Source organism: Candidatus Cryosericum hinesii, from assembly GCF_003570985.1.
GTDB lineage: Bacteria > Caldisericota > Caldisericia > Cryosericales > Cryosericaceae > Cryosericum > Cryosericum hinesii.
Genome location: NZ_QXIW01000010.1, coordinates 1 through 23,096 on the forward strand (window position 1 = coordinate 1; position 23,096 = coordinate 23,096).

A 23,096-nucleotide genomic window follows, 5' to 3' on the forward strand; every position below is an offset into this window, starting at 1 on the left:
CCCTGAAACCGGGGAAACACTGATGTACAGAAGCCTGTAGCTATCGTCCGGTACACAATCAATCGCGGACACCATACCACATTCGTCAAATTCTACAAGCATTGCTTGTAGTGAAATGTCAAACGATAGTATCCCTGCTCCTATTGCAAGCCCAGTCGCTCCTTTGCCAAGATCCTTACCGCTGTTGCGCTTTCCAGTCCCAGGCTTTCCCTGGCGAAGTCGCGCAGCCGGGCGATGTCCAGAGTGCGCGCAAGACTCTTTGCTGCGGGTATCGATCCAGGAGCCATGCTCAGCTCTTTGACACCGAGGCCGAGCAATATCGGAATTGCCACGGGGTCACCAGCCAGTTCTCCGCAAACACCGACCCATTTGCCCGCTTCGTCGGCGGCACGTATGGTCCGGTCTATCAACCGAAGGACCGCCGGATGCAGAGCATCCTGCAAGTAGGCTACGTCGACATTTCCACGCTCCGCGGCCATCGTGTACTGCGTCAGGTCATTTGTGCCGATGCTGAAGAAATCCACCTCGCGGGCGAATACCGGAGCAAGAAGAGCCGCCGAGGGTATTTCCACCATGATCCCAACGTCGACTTTCGGCGCGGTCAGAATTCCACGTCGCAGTACTTCTTCCCGGGCTTCTTCCAAAAGAGAGAGCGCGCGACGCAGTTCTGCAATGTCTGCAACCATGGGGAACATGATCTTGATGTTGTGGCCTGCTGATACTCGAAGGATTGCCCTCAACTGAGCCTTGAAAAAATCCGGCTTGTCTAGACAGAGACGAAGTGCGCGTTTTCCTAGAAAGGGATTCTGTTCTTCCTTTTGCGGCAGATAGGCCAGTGGTTTGTCTCCACCCACATCCAGGGTCCTGATGACAAGCGGACGGCCTTCCATTACTTCAGCAATTTCCTGATAGGCCGCGAACTGCTCTTCTTCTTCCGGCGTATCAAGGCGGCCCAGAAAGAGAAATTCCGATCGCAGAAGCCCGACACCGTCAGCTCCAGAATCCAACGCCGTCCGCGCATCCTTTGCAGAACCGATATTCGCCACGATCTCCACCGCAATGCCGTCTTTGCTGATGGCAGGAGCGCGGCTTGTCTGCCGGGCCAGGGCCTGCAGGTTGCGCCACTCGGCGATCTTTTCCTGGTATACGCTGGAAATCTGCGCGGACGGAGAGATCCAGACTTGTCCTGTCGATCCATCCACCACGAGGGGTGTTCCCTCGGCAATTTCGCCAATGGCTTCGCCACAACCGAGAACTGCGGGGATGCCCAGCGTCCGTGCAAGTATTGCACTGTGCGATGTGGGGCCGCCCATTTCGGTGCAGACACCGAGCACCATTGCGCGGTCGAGTCGCGCCGTATCAGAGGGCGACAGATCCACCGCAATCAGAATCCCAGGGGACGGTATGTTCAGAGCGACCGCTCTTCCGTTCAACTGGATGAGCACCTGCCGGCCGATGTCCGCCACGTCGACGGCACGAGCGCGCATGTAATCGTCTTCGATTTTCCGATACTCGACAAGCGCGACTTGAATTGCTTCGCTCCAAGCCCATTCAGCATTCTTGTGTCCGTCCAGAATGGCAAGCCGAACTTTTTCCAAGAGATCAGGGTCGTTCAGGAACATAAGATGGGCATCAAAAATCGCTGCATCGTACTCTGTCGCAGATGTCGATATCTGCCGGCGTAATTGCTGGGTCGAAGCTCGCACGGCGTCCAGGGCCTTCGACAACCGTTCCCATTCTACCTCGGGGTCATCAATCGTGCGTTGTTTGATTTCCGGTTCGGCCAATTTCAGAATGATTGCCGGACCTGCCGCGTAGCCTGGCGAAGCGGGAATACCTATGAGGCCGCCATCAAACCTCTTACTGCTGCGTTCGGCGCTTGCCACCGGGACTGTGGCCGTGGACACTGCTGCTTCTTCGGCTTCGCCAAAGTCATTTTCGGCTGCCTTTTTCAGTGCATCGATTGCTGCGGCTGCGTCCGGTCCTTCAGCCCACACATGAACCGTCTCGCCACGCCGCACACCCATGCTGGCAACGGCATTAATGCTCTTTGCATTGGATCGCTGTGTTTCATTGTCCGTTCGAGCAAGTTGTATTTTCGATGCAAAGCGTCCAGTTGTTTGCACAAAGGTCGCCGCAGGTCGTGCATGAAGGCCGAGCCTATTTCTTATTTCAATGACCGCATCAACGGTAGAACCTGGTACAGCCTCTGAACTCGCCTGTGCCTGGGCTACATTGCTCTCCTCGGGCGCCGAGAGCTGAGCAGCCTTGTTGCCAAGAGAACCGACTGCTTCTGCCCTTACCTGCTCCAGATTTCCACCAAGGCTCGCCTGCACAGCCGCAGAAACCGCGCCTTCAACGATGGGCGCCGAACTCAACATGAATTTGGCCTTCTTGTCCGGCGACAGGAACTCAAGGGCCATCTCCGCGCTCAAGACCGCGCTGCCCATATCCATCAGCACAAGCACGCCATCATCACTATACGCTTCTTCCATCGCCTTAGCTATCTCCTCGGCGTTGGTCCCAAGTGGAGAGTTCTCGTCGCCGGTGCCGGCGGCTGTCGCGATAATCAGTGGAGATTGCTGCGTCATGAGCCGCGCAAGTTCAGCAGCTCCACGCGCAAGAGAAGGACTGTGGGAAACAAGAACCAAGTTAACCATGGCTTCACCTCTGGTCAAGTCAATTAGATGCAACACGTGTGCTGTTCCGACTATAACGAACATGACGTGAATGTCCAATCTCGCATCAGGCAAAACCCAATATGGCAGTTGTGCATACGTTGCCCTGCTTGCATGTATGTCAACTCACGTAAGAATAGTGCATGCCAAGCCCTGACCCGTCAAGCTCTCCACAACGAGGAACTTGGATTGGTCGAGGAGCTTTCTTGACTTTCTGCCGCAATACCTTGATAGTATAGATTCATGATGCAGTTGGAAACACCCGGAGGTGAGATCATCAGACGCATAGCGGTGCTCGAGGACGACGATGACATCCGGGAGCTCATTGGCCTGTACCTGAAGAGAGATTCAATGGAGCCAGTTCTGTTCGCATCCCCGGTCACGTTCCTTGCGTGGCTCGATATCCAGAAGACTCCTCCGGACCTGCTGATCCTCGACCTCATGATGCCGGAGCTTTCTGGCGCCGATGTCATCAAGGCAGTGCGCAAGCGTCCGTCGTGCGACAACATGCCCATCGTCGTCTGCAGCGCCAAGGCTGCCGAGAGCGATGTCATCCTCACACTGGGATTGGGTGCAGACACATACGTCCGCAAACCGTTCAACCCCCACGAACTCGTCGCCCAGGTGGGCGCGATGCTTCGCCGCGCGCAGGCGGGTACCACCACGTCCCAGCAGAGGGTAATGACCGCGGGACCGATCTCTGTCGACTCTGCACGCAAAACCGCCAGCGTTGGTGGAAAACCGATCGACCTGACGCCGGCAGAGTACCACATCTTGACAATGCTGGTCGAACGAAAGGGCTCCGTCGTCTCACGAGAGGACCTGCTGCGGGCCACCGGTGAGACCGACGCCGTAGAACGCGTCATCGACGTACATATCACCAGCATCCGCCACAAACTCAGCTACGCGGCACATCTGCTGCGCACATCACGCAGTTTTGGGTACTATATCGAGGATGACGCATGATCCAGGGTAGACCGTACGCTCTTCGCGTGTTCAGTGCCGTTCTTATCGTCGCCAGCCTCGTGCTTGCGACCGCACTGGTCGTCGAGGTTGCGTCCGTTCATTATCAGGCAAACCTGGATGAGACCGGCCGCCTCGAGGCTTTCGCACTGCTGTTGTCCGACAGGTACGTCGCGGCAGTCCATGTCGGCAGCCCTGCTGCACCCGTAGTCCACGGGAATTTTCCTGCCGGGCTTCGCCTGACCATCCTGGATGCCAGGGGTTCGGCTGTCGCCGATTCAAGGTTCGATCCAGGATCGATCACCAACCGTATTGCCGATCCCGAAGTGAAACAGGCCGCCGCAGGCGACGTGGGTGTCGCCGTATCCTATCGCATCGAATCGGGACAGCGCGAACGCACCGTCTGTGTCGCGATCAAGGACACGGGCTTGCTCATCGGCTTTGCCGTGGCAAGTTCACCGGTCGGCCTGACCTGGCAGTCGGCATCCGGGACGTTCTCCTGGGCTCTGCCTCTTCTGCTTGTCGTCAGCGCACTATGGCTCGTGCTGGCTGTCATTCTTGTGCGCGTGGCGACAAGACCGATATCGGACCTCACCGATGCTCTGGAGCGTCGTTCAATGCAGAGCCTGGCAGGCCTTGCAATGCGCGCCGACGTCACTGAGCTCGGACGAGCGCAGAGAGCAAGCTATGCGCTGCTGCGGGAGAGCGAGGTACTCATCGAGCGCGAACGTTTGCAATCGTCGGCACTCTCGGCCGTCCTGGACGCTGTTCCGCAGGCGATTGTCATTCTCGACAGCACCGGCGCCGTTCTCTCGGCCAACACACAGTTCGACCAGTTTGTCGGGGCAGATGCGCTGCCAGTGGTGGGACGCCATATTGCAGAACTCATCACGCTCCCCGGCTGCCTTGCGGCCATCGATCGCTGCGTCAGCGAGCATCAGCCACAGACAGTCGTCGCAGAGGACCACGGTCGATACTACTCCTGTAGTGTCCACGAACTGGATGAGAAGACATTTCGCGAACGGCGTGCGCTGGTCGTCCTCGAAGACATCACCGACGCCATGGCGTTGCCGCGCATCAAGGCCGATTTCGTCACGAACGCTTCCCACGAACTCAAGACACCCCTGACCGCCATCCGGGGATATCTCGAACTGCTGCGGGAAGAGCCAGGCAATGTTCGCTACCTCGACATCGTGCAGCGCAACGTCGACCGTCTCATCGCGCTTTCGTCGGACATCTCGCTTCTCTCCCGCCTCGAGAACAAGGCGCCGGAGATCGAGCTTGTGGACGTCAGCGAGCTGCAGCACGACCTGGCAGAGCTGTTCGACAAACAGGGGCGTGAGACTGGTGTCGCTCTGGGTTTTTCGGTGGACAGCGAAGGGCGGTTCCTGTACGGTGACCGTTTGATGCTGCTCCAGATGTTCATCAACCTGATCGAGAACGCCTATCACTTCACGCAGGCTGGAGCCATAACCGTGTCCGCCACTGCAGATATTTCTCATATTATCCTCAGTGTTTCAGATACCGGTCAGGGCATTCCTGCCAAAGATCTGCCACGCATCTTTGAGCGCTTCTATTCCCGTGCCAGCAACCACGGACGCCCCGGCACCGGCCTCGGCCTCGCCATCGTCAAGCGCATCGTCTTTGCTCACAACGGGACGATCGATGTCGAGAGCACGGTCAACAAGGGAACAACCTTCGTCATTCATATCCCCAAGAACCTGGGACCTCGCAGACCTGCTGCGACATCTGGACAACCATCCGACACGAAGAGGGAGGACCTATGAGACGCATGAAGCGTATTGCCACATCTGTGCTGATTTGCAGTCTGCTGATCGGGACAGTCGGTTGCAGGACTGCTCCGGGGGCTCCAGTCAAGGACCTCGCTGTCGCTGGGTCCACGTTTGCCGAGCCCCTGTATGTCAAGCAGCTCGACGCGTGGTACCAGAAAACACAGGTGAAAGCTGTCTACGGAGCCCTTAGCTCGTCCGGAGCTCTGCGCGCTTTGCAGGACCGCACGATCGACGTGGGGGCTACCGACCTCCTCCTGGAGGCCGAGGACCAGGCTCGTCTGCCGGCATCTGTCCTTCAGATTCCGACCTGCCTTGGGGCTGTGGCGATCTGTGTCAACCTTCCGGGTAATCCCACTCTCCGCATGGACGCCGCCCTGGTCTCTGCAATGTTCCGGGGTGACGTCAAGACGTGGAACGATGTTCGCATCGCAGCGCTCAACCCTGTCGTCAAACTTCCGGACACTCCCGTCGTCGTCCTCCATCGCGCAGATGGCTCTGGTACTACGGGCATCTTCACGACCTACTTGGCCGCCGCCGATCAGACCTGGAACAACAAGGTCGGGGCCGGACAACTCGTCGCGTGGCCGGCCGGCGTCGGCGTGACAGGTAATGCGGGCATGGCGGCCATGGTGCGGCAGACCACAGGGGCAATCGGCTACATGGAATACACGTTCGCCGTGCAGTCCAGCCTCAACTGCATCGCTCTTCGCAACCGCTCGGGTGCATTTGTCGTCCCCAGCATTTCCTCAATGCAGGCCGCTGTCCCGCCCGATGTGACCGCCGACCTTCAGGGAACGCTCCTGAACCGACCTGGCGCTACGTCCTATCCGATCGTCAGCTTCACGTGGCTAGTGTTCTACAGAGACCAAGCCTATGACGGCCGGTCGCGAGAGCGGGCTGTGGCCATCTACAACCTGATCTCGTGGCTTCTTGGCGACGGGCAGTCCCTTGCCCTGCCACTGCAGTATGGCGGCCTGCCCGAAGGCGTCCGAAAAGCAGCCATCGCCCTTCTCGAACAACTCTCATGGCAGGGAAAGCCAGTCAGATAGCGGCCACGCAGTCCCGGAGAATTTCCTGCGCACTTAACGGAATCTGAACAGGACCCAAACACATGGCAAACATGCCCTCCTAGAATGTCAATCGGAAACCCTCAGGGGTTTATCGATTACTTGGAGGTATGTATGTCAGCAGCTGGAAGAAGGATCTTATCAATAGCACTTGTTGCGCTGATCGCCATCGGGCTTGTGGTCCCTGGCACTCTTGCGGCTTCTGCCGCATCGAGCAAGACCATCGTCCTTAGTATCGGTTCTACTGTTGCAACTGTCGCAGGCTCACATGTCACTCTCGACGCGGCACCTTTCGTCGTCAGCGGTCGTACAATGCTCCCCGTCCGATTTATCGCTGAGGCGATGGGGGCAGGCGTGTCATACAAGACGAAGGCAAATGGCAGCGTCTCACAGGTCACTCTTGGACTGCCGGACAGCTCCACATCGCTCAAGACCGTCACTCTCTCACTCAACTCTACCACCGCCACAGTCGACGGGCAGACGGTGACGCTCGACACGACTCCCGTCATCCGGCAGGGCAGAACCTTCCTTCCCATCAGGTTCATCGCAGAGCAGCTCGGCGCAAAAGTCACGCCCGTCGCCGATCCGTCCACTGGTCGGACCAAGTCTGTAACCGTCGTCCTGCCAGTCGTCAACATCCAGGTGACGACCCAGATGTCCGGTGCCGGATCGACCTTTGGACTTCCCCTGTACACGAAGATGTTTGACGTCTACAACAGCTCGACCGGCACGCGCGTCAACTACCAGGGCATCGGCTCAGGTGGCGGCATCAAGGCTCTCACTGACAAGACCGTCGACTTTGGCGCCTCCGATGCATTCCTGACTGTCGCCGAAACTGCAAGTATGGGCGCGCCCGTGCTGCATATCCCGACGTGTGTCGGCGCCGTCGTCCTCACGTACAACCTGGATGGNNTTCACCGTTCGGATGGTTCCGGCACGACCTCCATCTTCACCAACTACCTGTCTGTTGCAGTACCAGCGTGGAAATCGAAGGTTGGAGCCGGTAAGTCCGTCAACTGGCCCGTCGGGCTCGGCGGCAGTGGCAACGCCGGAGTCGCTGGACTCGTCTCACAGCACAAGGGTGCCGTCGGCTACGTGGAACTTGTCTATGCCATCAGCTCCAAGCTGCCCTTCGCGACCATGCGCAACTCCTCAGGCAACTTCATCGTTGCGTCCCTTGCTTCTTCAGGTCGGGCTGCCCAGATCCAGCTGCCGGACGACCTCAAGGTCCTCCTCATGAACAGCAGCGACCCCCAGGCGTATCCAATCTCTGCATTCACGTGGCTGCTGGTCTACCGCGATCAGAAGTACGCCGGCCGCACGCTGGGACAGGCGATCTCTCTCAAGCGACTCCTGAACTGGGTGTTGACGACAGGACAATCTGTCAATGAGGGCCTCGGCTACGGCACACTTCCTGCGACCGCAGTCACCAAGGCACAGGCGCTGGTGAAATCGATGACATACGGCGGAGCACCCATCCCCGACTGAACCACGTCTTTCTGCTCAGACAGCGCCCCTGGAGTACCAGGGGCGCTGTATCCGTCTGCTGGAAGCAGTCCCCCACTTAATGCAATCTTAACATCCACCAGTGGCACTCCTTACGATATTGTCCTATTCTATGAATACGCATCGTGCCATACGTACCATGTATACGCATCAGGAGGCCTGCATGAAGATGTTCGGTCGTTTGTCTTTGGTTGTGGCGACACTGCTGGTGATCACTTTGATTGCGTCCGGCTGCAGTCCTAAGGGAGGTTCCACGACCGTCAAGGAACTATCGGGGGCTGGCGCAACGTTCCCGTACCCCCTCTACTCCAAGATGTTCGACACATATGCCAGCGCCACCGGCGTCCGCGTCAACTACAACAGCATCGGCTCGGGTGGTGGCATCAAGGCTCTCACTGACAAGACCGTCGACTTCGGGGCTTCCGACGCGTTCCTCACTGATCAGGAGGAAGCGGCCATGGGCGCACCCGTCCTCCATATTCCCACGTGCATCGGGGCCGTCGTCCTATCGTATAACCTGGACGGAAACCCTGCCCTGAAGCTGGATGGCACGGTCACCGCGAACATCTTCCTGGGCAAGGTCGTCAAGTGGAATGATCCAGAGATATCGGCCCTGAACCCCGGCGTCTCTCTTCCTGACCTTGCCATCACGGTCGTCCATCGTTCAGACGGCTCGGGAACAACGTCCATCTTCACCAGCTACCTGGCAGCCGTCAGCCCATCGTGGAAGTCAGCGGTCGGCGCTGGCAAATCTGTCAGCTGGCCGGCCGGCGTCGGAGGCAAGGGAAACGACGGCGTCGCGGGCATGATCTCGCAAACGAAGGGGAGCATCGGCTATATCGAGCTTGTCTATGCGGTTCAATCCAGCATGCCGTTCGCCTCGCTGAAAAACGCCTCTGGCACATTTGTCACGCCGAGCCTCGCGTCGTCCGCCGCAGCTGCGGCCGTCAGCCTTCCCGACAATCTGCGCATCATGATCGTGAACAGCCCGGGGAAAGATGCCTACCCTATCAGTGCCTTCACGTGGATCCTGGTCTACAAGGAACAGAACTACACCGGCCGCACCCTTGCCCAGGCACAGGCACTCAAGAAACTGCTGACCTGGATGCTCGCCGACGGCCAGTCCATCAACGAGGGGCTGTCCTATGCCAAGCTCCCTGCGTCCGCCGTGACAAAAGCACTAGCACTCATCAACTCCATGACCTATGGTGGCACAACCATCCCGTAGCGATCGACGGGAAGCTGCCCGTGAGAGGGCGTTCACGGCCGCGAGCCTCGTTGCGGCCGTGACTCTCGTCGCGACGATTGTGCTCTTCCTCGTCCAGCTTTTCATAACCTCCCGAACGTCCCGGGCCGCCTTTGGCCTTCCTTTCCTCTGGCACAGCGAGTGGAACCCCGTCACCGAGAAATTCGGCGCCCTGCCTATGATCGTCGGCACGCTCGTCACTGGATTCGGCGCCCTGCTCATCTCGACCCCGTTCGCGCTGGGCATTGCCATCTTCCTGGCAGACTACGCCGGCAGGAAGGTCGCGGAACCGGTCAAGTACCTCATCTCGCTGCTCGGCGGACTGCCATCTGTCATCTTCGGCCTTTGGGGACTGTTTGTCCTCGTCCCCATCATTGGCAAGTTCGAGGTCTGGTTTGGCAAACTGGTAGGCAGTAAAGCCCTGGTCGCCAGTGGCACGACCGGCGTCGGTCTCCTGGCAGCCATCGTGCTGTTGGCGATCATGATCCTGCCCTTCAGCGCATCACTTATTCTGGAAGCGCTGCTTGTCGTTCCTACTGAACTTAAGGAGGGAGCGCTCGCCCTCGGCGCGACGAAGTGGGATACGATCCAGAACGTTGAGCTCCCATATGTGCGGAGAAGCACGGTTGGAGCACTCGTCCTGGCTCTCGGCCGGGCTCTTGGCGAGACGATGGCCGTCACCATGGTCATCGGCAATGGGATGAAGATGCCGACAAGCCTGTTCGATCCGGCCAATACACTCGCGTCGGCGATTGCCAACCAATTCCTGGAAGCGACGTCACCCATCTACATCGGTTCGCTCATCCAGCTCGCCCTCATTCTCTTCGTCATCGCTATCATCATCAACGTCCTGGCGCGCGTCATCCTGAGGCGGGGGATTCAGCAATGACTCCCCGGAAGCTCAAGAACGGCGTGATGGGGTTCCTGGTCGCTGCATCGGCCGTGCTGCTCATCACTGTCCTCGTCGTCATCGTGTGGCACATCTTCATCTCGGGCGTCAAATACCTGAACTGGGACTTCTTCACCAAGACGCCGACTCCCATGGGCGAGAGCGGCGGCGGCGTCTTCAACTCCATCGTCGGCACCTTCCTCATCACGCTCGTGGCAGCCGCCATCGGGACACCGTTCGGCATGTTTGCCGGTATCTACGTCTCCGAACACCGGGGCCAGCGGTTCGCCGACATCGTGCGCCTGTGCGCCGACGCCCTGCAGGGTGTGCCCTCCATCGTCATCGGCATCTTCGGCTACACGTTCCTCGTTGTGCGTTTTCGCAGTTACTCCGCCCTGTCGGCCAGCATTGCGCTCGCCTTCATGTTCGTCCCGACGACAACACGGGTCACTGAAGAAGTGTTGAACCTCGTCCCCTCGGGCCTCAAGGAAGCGGCCTTCGCTCTTGGAGCCAGAAGATCGAGCGTGGCCTGGAATGTCAGCATCAAGACCGCTGCAGCCGGCATCACGTCAGGACTGCTCACGTCCATGGCCCGCATTGCAGGGGAGACCGCACCTCTGCTGTTTACGGCCTTCGGCAGCCGGTATGTCGAATGGAACATGCTGCGCCCGATGTCAGCCCTTCCGCTGCAGATTTACGTCAATGCCAGCAGTCCATACCCCGCCCTCCAGCAGCAGGCCTGGAGCGCCGCATTTGTCCTCGTCCTACTCATCCTGCTGCTCCAGTACGGCGCCAAACATCTCATCGCCCGCGTGTTGCGGGTGAAGGCATAAGGAAGGCAACCATGGAAGAACCTGTCATCGTTCTCGAAACCCAGAAGATCAACGCCTGGTTTGGCAAGGATCAGGTCCTGTTCGACGTCTCAGCACGCATCCCGAAGAACAGGGTCACCGCGATCATGGGCCCGTCTGGTTGTGGCAAGACAACCTTCGTCCGGACGCTCAACGGGTTGCACCTGATGACGCCTGGGGCCCGTTCCTCGGGCACGGTCCTGCTTGAGGGCACCGACACCTCCACCATGGATATCGTGGACGTCCGCAAGCATATCGGCATGGTGTTTCAACGGCCCAACCCCTTCCCTACGATGACCGTCTACGAAAACGTGCTTGCCGGCTACCGGCTTACCGGGCAGCGCCTCTCGCGGGAAAAAGCGGACCAGATCGTGGAGGCAATCCTGAACAAAGTCGGGTTATGGACCGAAGTCCAGAGCAAGCTGTTCAAGGCCGGCACGTCCCTTTCCGGAGGGCAGCAGCAACGCCTGTGCATTGCGCGCACGATCGCCATGGAGCCGGCAGTCGTGCTGTTCGACGAGCCGACCAGCGCCCTTGACCCGAAGTCGACAGCGATCATCGAAGAATTGTTGTCCGACCTCAAGGCTGACTATAGTATCATATTTGTGACTCACGGCCTGCAACAGGCAGCGCGCATCTCGGACTACGTCGCCTTCTTCATGCTGGGCGAACTGGTGGAGTTCGGCGAGACGAAGCGCGTCTTCGTCGGCCCACAGGACAAGCGAACCGAAGATTACCTGTCCGGAAAGTACGGATGACAGGGAAGGAGTAGACCATGCACGAAGAGAAACTGCAGGAAATCAAAGACAAGCTGTTCACGTTCAGTGCCCTGGCTAGTTCCATGATCGAAAAGAGTACAAGAGCTATCGTGACCAAGGATGAAGCTCTTGCCAGGGAGGTCATCGACGTCGACGAGCCTATGGCAAATGAGTTCGACCACGCCATCGAACGCGAAACCATCAACTTCATCGCGCTGTATCAGCCTGAAGCACACACCTTGCGCAGCGTCTATATGTACGCCAAGATCGGCACGGATCTCGAGCGTCTGGCGGACCATGGCGTCAACATCGCCGAGAGCGCGCAGTACCTGATCGCGCGGCCCGACATCAAGCCCTACATTGACATCCCGCGCATGAGCGAAGAAGCGCGGAAGATGCTGGCCGACGCAATGACGGCGTTCTCGACCCAGAACACCCGCCTTGCCATCGACGTCGTTGAACGCGACGACATCGTCGACCAGCTGGATCAACAGGTCCTTCGTGAGCTGCTCACCTATATGATGGCGGACCCCAGCACGATCGATCGCGCACTGCAGGTTCTGTTTGTCAGCGGCAACCTGGAGCGCGTCGCCGACCTGGCGACCAACATCGCCGAGGACGTCGTCTTTGCCACCTCCGGGCGCCTCATCCGGCACAACCGCCTCAGCAAGGAGGAGCTCGACAAACTAGGCTGATGGTCTTGTCATCCCTTCTGCGAAGGCGGGAACCCATGTAACACTCTCGGGACGGTTCCATTCGACGGGAAAGTGTTACAGTAGTTGTCACCGGGCCGTTCTGCGGCATACTGGAATCGAGGTGAGCCCATGAACAGACAATTGATGTGCGTAACGTGTGGATCGACCTACCCTCTCGAAGCCCGGCGGCTCCGGTGCGATTGTGGCGGTCTGCTCGACGTTCAGATCGATATGGACAGCGCTCTGTCTCCTGAGGCTCTTGCTGCCACGTTCGAGTCGCGTCTCCCATCCCACCTGCCGCAGGACCTCTCCGGCGTCTGGCGCTACCGCGAACTCGTGCTGGACTTGCCTGCAGACGACATCGTCACCTTCCCGGAAGGCCGCACCAACCTCTACACACTGAACCCCACCCCGCTCGGCCTGTCTGCCCTCTGGGCCAAACACGAAGGAGAAAACCCCACGGGCTCCTTCAAGGACCGGGGCATGACTGTAGCCGTGAGCTGGGCCAGACATCAGGGAGCGCGTGCACTCATCTGCGCCTCCACTGGCAACACCTCCGCTTCGCTGGCCGCATATGGCGCCCGCGCCCACCTCCCGGTCTTCGTCCTCATCCCCAACGGCAAGATAGCGCAAGGCAAACTGGCACAGGCGCTCGCATACGGCGCTCACACCTTGCAGATCGACGGTGGCTTCGACGACGCCATGCACGCAGTGGAACAGATGGCCACGCAGCACAATCTGACGCTGGTCAACTCGCTGAACCCGTTCCGCCTGGAAGGACAGAAAACCATCATCCTGGACAGCTTCTTCCAGCTGGGGAACATGCTGCCGGACTGGATCGTCGTCCCGGGAGGAAACCTGGGCAACACCAGCGCGTTCGGCAAGGCACTCATCGAGATGAAAGCGCTGGGCCTCATCAATCGTGTGCCACGCCTCGCGGTCATCCAGGCCGAGGGAGCATCCCCGTTCGCGCGTGCCGCACAGGGCGACTTCCAGCACTTTGAGCCCATGCAGCCTGAAACGGTCGCGACCGCCATCCGTATCGGCAACCCAGTCAACTACGACAAGGCCGTGCGCGCTATCCGATTCACGAACGGTATCGTCACCAGTGTCACCGATGCTGAGATCCTGCAGGCAAAACATGACCTCGACCGGCAGGCCATCGGGTGTGAACCGGCATCGGCCGCCACTCTTGCCGGCTTGCGCAGGCTGACACGCGAACACGTCGTGCACCCCGGCGAGAGCGCTCTGCTGATCATCACCGGCAACCTGCTCAAGGACCCGGACACGACCATCGCACTGGCGACGGGGCAGACGGCCGCACTCGGCGTCCAGGGAGCTCCGTCGCTGGACGCCTGTGCCAATCAGCCGCGCCACGTACCCTCGGATCCAGAGACAATAGCGCGCATCATCGAGGAGGAACTGCAATGAAAACAGCACCCACAACACACGTTATCCAGCTGGGATATGGCAAGGTCGGCGGACCGCTGGTCCACCTGGCGGTCGAGAACCGGGCACGCATCGAGCACGAGACCGGCGTCCATCTGCAGTACGCCGCTGTCGTGCGCAGCAGCAGCGTCGCACTGGGTGACGACCTGGCACTGCGAGCAGCCGACAGAGGGGCCTCCTTCGACGAATGGACACAGCGCGCGCCCGGCATGACGCTTGACGTCCTGGATCCCATCTTCGACCGCTTCGGGCTTCCAGATGCCACACGGTATGTACTGGTCGACGTCACGGCCACGGCCGAAACGGGGCCTCTGCTCCTGGAAGCCCTGGGGATGGGCATCCCGGTCGTCACGGCAAACAAGATACCTCTCGCGGAGACGCCCGGCTGGTTCGAGCAGGCGCGGGCAGCAAGCCAGCACGCCAGCACGCCGTTCCGCTATGAATGCACCGTTGGTGGCTCCCTGCCTGTCATCAGCACGCTTGTTGACCTCATGACGACAGGTGACACTATCCATCGCATCGTTGCCCTGCCCAGCAGTTCACTGTCATGCATCCTGGGGGGCTTCAACCGCGGGTTTCCGCTGGACGCCGCTATTGCAGACGCGATGCGGAGAGGGTTTGCGGAACCCAACCCACTGACGGACCTTGCCGGCCGCGACGCCCTGCGCAAGATCGTCATCCTGGCCAAGACCATGGGGCTCCCCACCAGCATCGGCGACGTCGACCAGGAGCCGCTGCTCGACCAGGACTACCCGAATTTCGAGGCATTCCAGGGTGACGGCATGACACGCCTCGCGGCCCACCTGACGGCAGCCCGACAGCCAGGGATGGTCACGTACTACGTCGGCTCCACCTCCGCTGACGGGACTGTGACGCTCGGACTCCGCAGCTTCCCACAGGCATCCGTCTGGGGGACGCTGGAACCCTCTGAGAACATCTTCCTGTTCAGCACCAGCCGGTTCGGCGACCTCCCGGTCGTCGTCCGCGGTATCGGCGGAGGACCCATCCTTACCGCCTCAGGCGTCCTCGCGGACATTATCAAGGCCGCACAGAGACAGATATAGGGAAGCTCTACCCGACGCTCATCCCGCGGACCGTGACACCTTCGGTGCTCATGGGAACGCCCGCAGCGGTCAGAGCACGAGGCAGCGCCTCGGCGCCGCGCATCATCACGGCACCCATCTGATCCGTGAGCCAGATGTGAGCGACGCGCCCGTCCTTCATGGTGATGCGGAAGCCCCGCGTCTCCGACTGCGCACCCAGCAAAGCGGCGCCTGACCCCCGCCGGCCGGACAGCGCAGCAAGCCAGGAAGTCGTGATGAGCCACTTCGGTGGGATCTGGATGGCAGGCTGGACAAACGCCATATCCGCGAACAGATACTCCTCACGCCGCCATGCCGTCATCCGCACCAGGCTGTCCGCCAGCACCATGATCTGCAGTCCTCCGGCGCTGATGCCGACCTGCACGGCCCACAGGCCGAGGAGTCCGATGAGCCAGAAAACCAGCGTCAGTCCCCAGTACTCCGTGACGGCCAGCGCGGCATTGCTGGTGATCAAGAAGGGCAGCCCCACGAAAACAATCGTGAGCAAGAGTCCCATGCTATCTCCCAACACCATGCGCCATCGGTCATAGGCAATGATACCCTCACCCCTGTGCGGCCACGGCAACAGGACATATATCAGCACGGCGAGTCCCAGAAGCGGAAAGAACATGTCCCGCAATGGATACGCGAGCGAGTGTGGGGGGCCATGCAGGCCCGAGCCAAGCGTGAAGTCGCTGCTGCTGAGGCGCACCGCGACGGCCTTGACCCATGTCCCGTCGGACAGTGACGCGTAGCGCGCCTCTCCATCTGGGAGTCCGGCCACCAGGTCGGGTGAGGGCAGGTCGCGTTGCCGGACGTACATGCTGCCGTATTCGCCAATGCGGCGGCGCCATGTCCTGTCTGGAGGATTCCCTTCCTGACTCAAGGACACCCCGTGGGCGAACGTCGCCCATGGTGCGGTGTCGACGACGGTCGTCTTCCCGGCGGTCACCGATACGATGTAGTCGGCAAGGGGCATGGCCTTGAGCGCTTTCTGCTCGTCGGTCCACAGCCCATAGAAGCTGCCCAGATCTTGCTGTTCCTGCGTGAAATCTACAACTTCGACACGAGCCAGCGGTTCATGCGTCACGACGAACGCGGTCACCACGGCGGCCAGGACAAGGGCCACCGGCAGGACGCGACGCCAGATCTCCCGGGTGTTTCCTCTCTGTGCTGTGCTCATACGGGACACTCCTCCATGGCAAGGCGTATGCCTCCATCATGGGGAAATGCCCAGACACTGCAAGGGGCGCGGCGCTAACTCTGTGCCGGCTCCTGCCCTGGCCCGGCATACCGCATGTACTTGCTCCACAGGTCGAACAGCTGCGCGGTCGCCTTGGCATCACCCAGACAGTACCGTGCGATCTTCATGTACTCGCCGGCTGCGTACAGGGCAGCGACATCGCTCCCATGCACCTCGCGCTTCGGCTGCTCCACCCCTAGCGCATTACACCAGACCTCAAGGGAGAAACGACGCCGGAGCGCCCCAAACCACGTGAACTGGTCCATGAGGTCCACGTGCTGGTTGCTGTAACGATTGGGCATGAGGTCGATGGTCGGACGCACACGGTTGGCCGCCGAGCGTACCAGGAGGAAGGGGCAGTCGAAGCCGCGCCCGTTGAACGTGATGATCTGCTTTGCCCTCCCGGCCGCTTCCCAGAAATGTATCAGCAACTCCTTCTCGGTACAGGGGACAAACACCACCTTCTCCTCACGGACGGTCTCCATCCCACCGTTCGGTCCCTGGAAATAGACGGCCGCGTGGTCCTGCTCGGGCGAGTAGAGCGCAATACAGGCTATCTGTGCCGTAACGGGGAAGAGTCCCAGCGAGTCCCGGACTTCCTGGCGTTCTTCATCCGTGTCCGCCGATCGCAGCAGCGACTCCTGGACAGCAGGGTCCAGCGACTCCCAGGTCGTCCCGACGGTCTCAACGTCGAAAACCAGCCTCTCCATGTCAGGCCCGGCTCGAGAATCGGTCCAGCGGCGACGTCGTATCGATACGCACCCTGCTGCGCGCGTTCTCGCCGTAGACGCCGTCCAGAAACGCCAGTTCGGCGTCCAGCTCCTCTGCCATCACTGTGATGTGCCAAGCCTTGGGCTTGCCGTTGGTGCCGTTATTGAACCTGTACCCTCGCATCCTCAGTAGATCCTTCGCCTCGAATGGAGCACCCACGGCCCAGATGTGGGCATCGTCCGCCACGGCGTGGTCGAGCAAAGGCTTCAGGACCGGACGGCCAGACAACGGCAGCGTGCCGGCGAGAATGTGCAGAAGCGCCCGGCAGTCGTTCTCGGCGCGGTGGGCCTCATAGAAGAAGCCCAGACAAAGTGCAATGAGCTCCTGTTTCTGGGTCCCGACACCTTCGTCGTGCCACTGAACCTGGCTCATGGAACATCCCCAGGGCTTCCTCGCAAACACGTCCCACTGCTTCTCGACGAACGGACGATCGAAAGCGGCGTTATGAGAGATGATCAGCGTGGCGCGCGAGGCAAAGGTTTCCACGGCCGCGGCATCAACGTGGTGCCCCTGGACCATGTCGTCCGTGATGTGGGTCAGGGCCGTGATTTCGGCAGGGATGTGGCGTCCAGGGTCCCTCAGCTCGTCGAAGGCGTCGACGATGCGGTAGACGCGTCCCGTAGCGGGCGCGTACTCGAACAGGACCATGCCCAATTCGATGACGTCATCCACCTGTGCATCGAGACCGGTCGTTTCCGTGTCGAGGACCATGCCTAGTTGAACCGGCTCACCGTCGGGCTCGGTGTATTGCTCCACCTGGTGGAGTTTTCGGACGATACGGTAGTCCCCCGTTTCCTCCAGCGCCTGTGCTACGACTTCCCATTGCGTTCGCTCGCCGTCCGTCATTGCTTCCCCCTGAGCACTTTTGTCCAATGCGAGGGGTGCTTCCCCCTAAGCACTTTTGTCCACTGTGAGGGGTGCTTCTCCCCATCACGCACACGTCACTGCGTGATGTTGTTATAGCACGATTCCGGCCGAAGGGCTCGCCTGCGTGGAGAGTGTTACACTTTGGAACCGTCCCGAAGTGTAACAAACAGGTTCAGGCGCTGAACAGATCGCCGGGGTCCGAAGCCGCACGCCGGGGGCGTGGAGTGACGGCCGCTGCAATGCCGCCATAGCCGATGCCGTGCGCTGCACACCAGTCACGTGCGGTGATGCCCGTTCGCCGGTAGAACGCGCGCCACCCCGGGTACTGCTTGACAATGTCGTTGTAGTTGAGCTGGCCCAGGCGGATCTCGTCCACGAAGTCGATGGCCTCGAGGACGCGGAGGACGTCCTGCTGCCAGATGTTGGGCGTAGGATACGGTTCGATGTTGACAAAGCAGTGGAACCCAAGGTCGTGTGCGCGGCGCAGTCCCGCGATCCTCTCGGGATAAGGGGCGGTGCCTGGTTCGTACCGCGTGCGGAAGTCCTCGTCGACGGAGACAAGGGTGATGCCGAACTGGTTGTGGTGCGACAGCTGCAGCGCCTCGTCCGGGATGATCCCCTTGGTCAGCGTGTGTACGGGAATGTCATAGGAGTTGATGAGGTGCATGAGCTGGAGCGTCAGCGTGACAACCTCTGGATGCAGATACATGAACGCGTCAGTCGCAAACGAGAGGTGCACATAGCGCGCCTTGTCGCGCAACCGAGGGAGTTCCTTTTGTGCCAGCTGCAATGCATTGGCAACCAGCCGGGGCCGGCACCATTCCTCATACGAGGCGACTTTGCCAAACCGCTGCATCATGAGGAAGGCATAACACGGGAAACGGCAGCCATGCGAGCAGCCGACCACGTGTGTCGCCGCATAGGCGCCAGTGCCGCCGATGCCGGTATGATAGATCAACGACTTGCGAGTGACTGTGTCCATGATTATATGGTACTGCTCGCGGTGCTGTCGGCAATACTGGCAACCAACCCTCCACTTGTCGAGGAGACGCTTTCATCCTGGTGATCGTTCTTCTGAAGCGAGGTTTGGCGAGGGTCACCTCTTGTTTTGCAGGACGTTGGGAAATAGAAAAGGCCCGCAGGGCAAGCTGCGGGCCAAGAGCTAAAACAGTAGACTACTGTTAGTGCTTGCCGTTACCCTTGCCGTTGTCGTTGCTGTTGCCGTTGTCGGAGTTTGCGCTGGTACCTGTCGTTACGATAAGCTTCACGACCTCAACTGAATGATCGGCCAGGGTCTTTCCCATAATGGTGACCTTCTGACCGACAGTGAGAGTCGCAAACAAGAACGATTTGTGCGATGCGTTCTGCAGCACCGATGTCGCCACGATGCGGAAGACGAGCGGCGAGTTGACCTCCGTCGTCACCGTGATGGACTTATCGGGGAAGATGGCGGCGATTGTACCCTGCCACGTTTTCACGGACGGGTCAGTCGTCTGATCCTCGTTGGCTGTCGTGTCGGCCTTCACGTATTTATCCTCGATGTGGACCTGCTGCGCAGTGTACGTCGTAGCCGACAGAGCCACGTGGACTTGGACGGTCTGTCCGACCTTGATGGCGGTGATGTCCAGCTTCCCGGCACCAACCTGTTCCACCTTGGTGTCGGCATTAAGGATGATGTCATTGGCGAAGCCGTCGACGTGCAGCACGGTGGCCGTCACGACTGTGACCTTGCCACGTGCCTGCTGGTCGTTGCTGACGGCTGCCTGCTCATTGCTGGGGTTTGTCTGCTCATTCACCTGTTCCTGTTTTGCCTGCTCTGCGGTGTCCTGTACGATGATAACATTGGCGAGGATGCTCGTATCGACCTGCTTCGTCCCCTGCACAGTGGCGTAGAGTTTACCTGCCGCCAACTTAGTAGCTATGTCAGCTGGCGTAATTGCCTTGCCTTGGTACTTGAGCTGTGTTGTCGACCCGATGACAAACGTCTTGGCAGCAACGGTGATGAGAGAGGTCGAGACGCCTGTGATCTCACCATTCACGACAATCTTGCTTCCGTCAGTGTTGTCGACTGCGGGCTTGGAGTTTTCTCCCTTTCCCTTCGTCGCAGCAGCTGCCTTCACCTGGCTCATCGCTTTGCCGATGTCGCGGCCTGAAACGTTCAGCTGGGCCATGATACGTCCCCAGCCCAGTCCGGTGGCCCTCAGTTTCAGAACATCAGCCACTGGTGTACCTGACTTGTTGGCGATCACGAGCGCAAGAACGCCGTCCGTCTCGGACAACGCGCTGTCACTGACGGTCTGTACGGTCGTCACTGAAGTCTGCAGAGCTGTGCCTGTCTGTTCAACGGGAGCAGTTCCCAGTGTTTTTGAGATCTTCTTTGCCTGCTGTTCCGCTGCCATAGCAGTGATGACCTGAGGCAGCGTCCCGTTCCGGCCGAAGACCGGCGTTACCGCGCTGAGCCCCATAGTCAGGACGACAGCAATGACAACAGCTCCGAGGGCAGTATTGCGGTGGCGCATATGTACAACATTCCGCGCGATCCCGTCCCGCACTTTGCTGTGCAGTCCGGTGCCCGGCTCGATATCTTTGAGTTCGTTGTTCAGCATGTCTGTATACTCTCTGTCGTCATGTTCCATGGTCGATGACCTCCCGCAGCCGTTCCCGTGCTCGTGAGAGCCGAGACTTGACTGTTCCTTCCTTCTCACCCGTCATCCTGCAAATGTCCTGGATAGACGTCTGATCGCCGTAAAACAACCCCATCACGAGGCGATCGGCCGGCGACAGTTGCTGCAATGCTTCTCGTACGACATCCTTCACAATCTCGGTACCCAAAACGTCCTCCTCCTCGATCGGAGCCCTGACAGCGTGACTTCGGCGAAACTTCCGCCTCGCACAATTGATGGCAATCATCCTCAGATAGACCGGTACCGAACGCGTATCGTCCAGCTTCCTGCGTACCTGGTAAAGTTTGAGGTACGCTTCCTGGACCACATCTTCCACATCCTCCCGCGTCATCAGGTACGTGTACAGAGTCTTGTACAGTTGTCGAACCGTGAGATGATACAGGTCGTCAAACGCTGCTTCCTCTCCTGAGTGGACACGTGTGACAACTGTTCTGAGCTCGTCGTCCATAGGGCCATCCTTTCACATCGATGCTCTTGCCTTTCAACTATGATATCCCAGTTGGTGTCAAAAGGTTGCAGAGGATCCGAACAGAAAAGGCCCCAGTCCGAGGACCGGGGCCGATGAGACCTTCCGAATTTCCTATTCTAATAGTGAACCGCGCCGTTCACCCTAGTAGCCTCGCTCCAGGTCGACCAGGTTCCGTGGTGTCTCGCCCCGGTCGGCACGGATGGCGTTCTCGAAGGACTCGCCCCAGAGTCCCTCGACGGAGATATCCGCAAATCCACCAGTGTGTGGTGACATCACAATGTTTGGCAACTCCCAGAATGGCTCATGGGCGGGGAAAACTGGGTGCAGCATGCGGCCCGTGACCGGGTCTTTGGCGACAGGCTGCGGCGGATACACCCACCAGGGGTCGATGCCGGCGCCGGCAAGCGTGCCATCCTTGAGCGCGTCATAGAGTGCCTTCTCGTCCACGGTGCGCCCGCGGCCGATGTTGACGAACCAGTGGCCACGCATCGCCTCAAACTCCGCCTTCCCAAAGAACAGGTCTGTATCAGGTGTCGATGGCAACACATCGACCACAAAGTCGCTTCGATGAATGAAGTCGAGCTTCTGTTTCGATGTGTAGAGGGCGTCAACGTTGGCCGGCAGGTCGCCTCCAGCACTCCTCCTGAGTCCCAGCGCCGTCATGCCCAGCGCCTTGCAGACCTTTGCTATATGCAGACCGATGTTCCCCAGACCGGCGATGCCGACCGTCTTGCCAAAGAGGCCGATGATCGGATCATCCATCGTCGTAAAGCCGTGCCAGATGCCCTGCCTGAGGTCGCGGTCGTAGGGAATGATGCGGCGTGTCAATGCGAACATCAAAGCGATGGCATGTTCGGCGGTGACCTCACGGTTGCCGTGCGAGTTCGCAAGCGGCACTCCAGCACGCTTGACTGTTGCCAGGTCCATGCTGTCGACCCCGGCGAACGGCACCTGGACCAGCCTGAGATGAGGCGCGGCTGCCAGCAGCTCCGGCGTCACGGACTTGGTAACCAACGCGCCCATGTCGCTCCCGTGTCCTGCCAGCTCAGTGGCGTCCGTGATGACCTGTGGGCGCGGGCCCGTGTAGCCCGCACGCTGTGCTGCCTTGTCCCATACCTGTTCCCACCCGACAGGTGGGACGGTCCCGATGTAAACTGCCATAGCGGTACCTCCGATGACTCAGATCTGTGATTCGTTCTTATTGTACCATTGTTTCGGGCAGTGAACCAACGACGGCGCGCCCGGATATGGCGACGAGGACTCGGCTCTACGCCTCTCTTGCTGTTACGGTCTCCCAACTCCAGGTAGTCTACAGGATGTGGAGACGTGACCCCAATCAGAAGGTCACGGCCCCCGGCGGTCAGTCATGCTCATACTGTCAGGAGCCGCTTTGCTGTTTCTAACTTATTCGCCCATAAACATTGCTATATCGTCATCAACTGTACCGATACCGGCAATTCCAAATGTCTCCACGAGAACCTTTGCAACATTTGGAGACAAAAATGCCGGCAACGTGGGCCCTAAATGAATATTTTTTACACCCAGGTATAATAGAGCTAGTAAAACGATAACCGCTTTCTGCTCATACCAGGCGATATTATAGGCGATTGGAAGATCGTTGATGTCATTGAGTTCAAACACCTCTTTAAGCTTCAGGGCTATGACAGCCAACGAATAAGAGTCATTGCACTGTCCTGCATCCAATACCCTTGGAATGCCACCAATATTTCCCAGATTGAGCTTGTTGTAACGGTATTTTGCACAGCCCGCTGTCAGTATGACCGTATCCTTTGGCAGTTTTTTCGCAAAATCGGTATAGTATTCTCTCGACTTCATTCGACCATCACAGCCTGCCATGACAAAGAACTTCTTGATGGCACCTGATTTTACAGCATCCACAACTTTCTCTGCCAATGCAAAAACCTGCTCATGAGCGAACCCACCAACGATAGTTCCTTTTTCTATTTCGGTGGGCGCCTTCAAGGTTGTTGCCATCGCTATGATCTGTGAAAAATCTTTCTTGCCATTCCCATCTGGTTCTATGTGCGCACATCCCGGATATCCGGACGCTCCCGTAGTAAAGAT

Annotated in this window: 20 protein-coding genes; 11 read left to right on the top strand and 9 right to left on the bottom strand. The window is 59.3% G+C overall.

Annotated elements, in window-relative coordinates; all coding sequences use genetic code 11:
- Positions 1-140: 140 nt before the first annotated feature.
- Positions 141-2,660: a phosphoenolpyruvate--protein phosphotransferase gene (gene ptsP / locus SMC3_RS01645; RefSeq protein WP_119086959.1), complete on the bottom strand. Its 2,520-nt coding sequence runs from the start codon at positions 2,658-2,660 to the stop codon at positions 141-143.
- A 261-nt stretch (positions 2,661-2,921) separates the two neighbouring features.
- On the opposite strand from ptsP, the gene SMC3_RS01650 reads away from it, so the two are divergent.
- From SMC3_RS01650 to SMC3_RS01700, 11 genes are all read left to right on the top strand, one after another.
- On the top strand, positions 2,922-3,644 hold the full coding sequence (locus tag SMC3_RS01650; RefSeq protein WP_119086960.1) for a response regulator transcription factor: 723 nt from the start codon (positions 2,922-2,924) through the stop codon (positions 3,642-3,644).
- Positions 3,641-5,428, top strand: a complete 1,788-nt coding sequence (locus SMC3_RS01655; protein ID WP_119086961.1) for a sensor histidine kinase — start codon at positions 3,641-3,643, stop codon at positions 5,426-5,428. The genes SMC3_RS01650 and SMC3_RS01655 overlap by 4 nt, the downstream gene beginning before the upstream one ends.
- Complete coding sequence (gene pstS, locus SMC3_RS01660) at positions 5,425-6,483, top strand: phosphate ABC transporter substrate-binding protein PstS (RefSeq protein WP_119089746.1); 1,059 nt, start codon at positions 5,425-5,427, stop codon at positions 6,481-6,483. The genes SMC3_RS01655 and pstS (SMC3_RS01660) overlap by 4 nt, the downstream gene beginning before the upstream one ends.
- 132 nt (positions 6,484-6,615) lie before the next feature.
- Positions 6,616-7,989 (top strand): stalk domain-containing protein, encoded by a 1,374-nt coding sequence (locus tag SMC3_RS01665; RefSeq protein WP_165846503.1) that lies wholly within the window; start codon positions 6,616-6,618, stop codon positions 7,987-7,989.
- Positions 7,990-8,170: 181 nt separating this feature from the next.
- Positions 8,171-9,235, top strand: a complete 1,065-nt coding sequence (pstS, locus tag SMC3_RS01670) for a phosphate ABC transporter substrate-binding protein PstS (RefSeq protein WP_119086963.1) — start codon at positions 8,171-8,173, stop codon at positions 9,233-9,235.
- Positions 9,213-10,142: a phosphate ABC transporter permease subunit PstC gene (pstC, locus tag SMC3_RS01675; protein WP_119086964.1), complete on the top strand. Its 930-nt coding sequence runs from the start codon at positions 9,213-9,215 to the stop codon at positions 10,140-10,142. The genes pstS (SMC3_RS01670) and pstC overlap by 23 nt, the downstream gene beginning before the upstream one ends.
- On the top strand, positions 10,139-10,975 hold the full coding sequence (gene pstA / locus SMC3_RS01680) for a phosphate ABC transporter permease PstA (protein WP_119086965.1): 837 nt from the start codon (positions 10,139-10,141) through the stop codon (positions 10,973-10,975). The genes pstC and pstA overlap by 4 nt, the downstream gene beginning before the upstream one ends.
- 11 nt (positions 10,976-10,986) lie before the next feature.
- A complete protein-coding gene (locus tag SMC3_RS01685; RefSeq protein WP_119086966.1) occupies positions 10,987-11,751 on the top strand; it encodes a phosphate ABC transporter ATP-binding protein in 765 nt (254 codons plus the stop codon).
- 17 nt (positions 11,752-11,768) lie between these two features.
- Positions 11,769-12,446, top strand: a complete 678-nt coding sequence (gene phoU / locus SMC3_RS01690; RefSeq protein ID WP_119089748.1) for a phosphate signaling complex protein PhoU — start codon at positions 11,769-11,771, stop codon at positions 12,444-12,446.
- Positions 12,447-12,575: 129 nt separating this feature from the next.
- The gene (gene thrC, locus SMC3_RS01695) at positions 12,576-13,877 is read left to right on the top strand and encodes a threonine synthase (RefSeq protein ID WP_119086968.1); all 1,302 of its coding nucleotides are present in this window, start codon (positions 12,576-12,578) and stop codon (positions 13,875-13,877) included.
- Positions 13,874-14,959 (top strand): hypothetical protein, encoded by a 1,086-nt coding sequence (locus tag SMC3_RS01700; RefSeq protein WP_119086969.1) that lies wholly within the window; start codon positions 13,874-13,876, stop codon positions 14,957-14,959. Before thrC ends, SMC3_RS01700 begins: the two co-directional genes overlap by 4 nt.
- Positions 14,960-14,966: 7 nt before the next feature.
- Here the strand turns inward: SMC3_RS01700 and SMC3_RS01705 are convergent, their stop codons facing one another.
- The 8 genes from SMC3_RS01705 to hcp all read right to left on the bottom strand — a co-directional run.
- Complete coding sequence (locus SMC3_RS01705) at positions 14,967-16,160, bottom strand: hypothetical protein (protein WP_119086970.1); 1,194 nt, start codon at positions 16,158-16,160, stop codon at positions 14,967-14,969.
- A gap of 74 nt (positions 16,161-16,234) precedes the next feature.
- Positions 16,235-16,930, bottom strand: coding sequence for a ribonuclease H-like domain-containing protein (locus SMC3_RS01710; RefSeq protein ID WP_119086971.1), 696 nt, complete (start codon positions 16,928-16,930; stop codon positions 16,235-16,237).
- A 1-nt stretch (position 16,931) separates the two neighbouring features.
- Positions 16,932-17,837: a 3'-5' exonuclease gene (locus SMC3_RS01715; RefSeq protein WP_119089749.1), complete on the bottom strand. Its 906-nt coding sequence runs from the start codon at positions 17,835-17,837 to the stop codon at positions 16,932-16,934.
- A 193-nt stretch (positions 17,838-18,030) separates the two neighbouring features.
- Entirely contained in the window at positions 18,031-18,840 is an 810-nt protein-coding gene (locus SMC3_RS01720; RefSeq protein ID WP_119086973.1) for a radical SAM protein, read from the bottom strand.
- A gap of 199 nt (positions 18,841-19,039) precedes the next feature.
- Complete coding sequence (locus SMC3_RS01725; RefSeq protein ID WP_119086974.1) at positions 19,040-20,494, bottom strand: DUF5666 domain-containing protein; 1,455 nt, start codon at positions 20,492-20,494, stop codon at positions 19,040-19,042.
- Positions 20,484-20,990: an RNA polymerase sigma factor gene (locus tag SMC3_RS01730; protein ID WP_119086975.1), complete on the bottom strand. Its 507-nt coding sequence runs from the start codon at positions 20,988-20,990 to the stop codon at positions 20,484-20,486. Before SMC3_RS01730 ends, SMC3_RS01725 begins: the two co-directional genes overlap by 11 nt.
- Positions 20,991-21,152: 162 nt before the next feature.
- Positions 21,153-22,172 (bottom strand): 2-hydroxyacid dehydrogenase, encoded by a 1,020-nt coding sequence (locus SMC3_RS01735; protein ID WP_119086976.1) that lies wholly within the window; start codon positions 22,170-22,172, stop codon positions 21,153-21,155.
- 243 nt (positions 22,173-22,415) lie between these two features.
- Positions 22,416-23,096 (bottom strand): hydroxylamine reductase (gene hcp / locus SMC3_RS09535; protein WP_207799622.1); only part of this gene is annotated, 681 nt, incomplete at its 5' end.

What these genes read in the sequence shown, in the direction of transcription:
- ptsP (WP_119086959.1), bottom strand. Translation starts at nt 2,660, where the DNA reads ATGGTTAACTTGGTTCTTGTTTCCCACAGTCCTTCTCTTGCGCGTGGA.
- SMC3_RS01650 (WP_119086960.1), top strand. Translation starts at nt 2,922, where the DNA reads ATGATGCAGTTGGAAACACCCGGAGGTGAGATCATCAGACGCATAGCG.
- SMC3_RS01655 (WP_119086961.1), top strand. Translation starts at nt 3,641, where the DNA reads ATGATCCAGGGTAGACCGTACGCTCTTCGCGTGTTCAGTGCCGTTCTT.
- pstS (WP_119089746.1), top strand. Translation starts at nt 5,425, where the DNA reads ATGAGACGCATGAAGCGTATTGCCACATCTGTGCTGATTTGCAGTCTG.
- pstS (WP_119086963.1), top strand. Translation starts at nt 8,171, where the DNA reads ATGAAGATGTTCGGTCGTTTGTCTTTGGTTGTGGCGACACTGCTGGTG.
- pstC (WP_119086964.1), top strand. Translation starts at nt 9,213, where the DNA reads ATGGTGGCACAACCATCCCGTAGCGATCGACGGGAAGCTGCCCGTGAG.
- pstA (WP_119086965.1), top strand. Translation starts at nt 10,139, where the DNA reads ATGACTCCCCGGAAGCTCAAGAACGGCGTGATGGGGTTCCTGGTCGCT.
- SMC3_RS01685 (WP_119086966.1), top strand. Translation starts at nt 10,987, where the DNA reads ATGGAAGAACCTGTCATCGTTCTCGAAACCCAGAAGATCAACGCCTGG.
- phoU (WP_119089748.1), top strand. Translation starts at nt 11,769, where the DNA reads ATGCACGAAGAGAAACTGCAGGAAATCAAAGACAAGCTGTTCACGTTC.
- thrC (WP_119086968.1), top strand. Translation starts at nt 12,576, where the DNA reads ATGAACAGACAATTGATGTGCGTAACGTGTGGATCGACCTACCCTCTC.
- SMC3_RS01700 (WP_119086969.1), top strand. Translation starts at nt 13,874, where the DNA reads ATGAAAACAGCACCCACAACACACGTTATCCAGCTGGGATATGGCAAG.
- SMC3_RS01705 (WP_119086970.1), bottom strand. Translation starts at nt 16,160, where the DNA reads ATGAGCACAGCACAGAGAGGAAACACCCGGGAGATCTGGCGTCGCGTC.
- SMC3_RS01710 (WP_119086971.1), bottom strand. Translation starts at nt 16,930, where the DNA reads ATGGAGAGGCTGGTTTTCGACGTTGAGACCGTCGGGACGACCTGGGAG.
- SMC3_RS01715 (WP_119089749.1), bottom strand. Translation starts at nt 17,837, where the DNA reads ATGACGGACGGCGAGCGAACGCAATGGGAAGTCGTAGCACAGGCGCTG.
- SMC3_RS01720 (WP_119086973.1), bottom strand. Translation starts at nt 18,840, where the DNA reads ATGGACACAGTCACTCGCAAGTCGTTGATCTATCATACCGGCATCGGC.
- SMC3_RS01725 (WP_119086974.1), bottom strand. Translation starts at nt 20,494, where the DNA reads ATGGAACATGACGACAGAGAGTATACAGACATGCTGAACAACGAACTC.
- SMC3_RS01730 (WP_119086975.1), bottom strand. Translation starts at nt 20,990, where the DNA reads ATGGACGACGAGCTCAGAACAGTTGTCACACGTGTCCACTCAGGAGAG.
- SMC3_RS01735 (WP_119086976.1), bottom strand. Translation starts at nt 22,172, where the DNA reads ATGGCAGTTTACATCGGGACCGTCCCACCTGTCGGGTGGGAACAGGTA.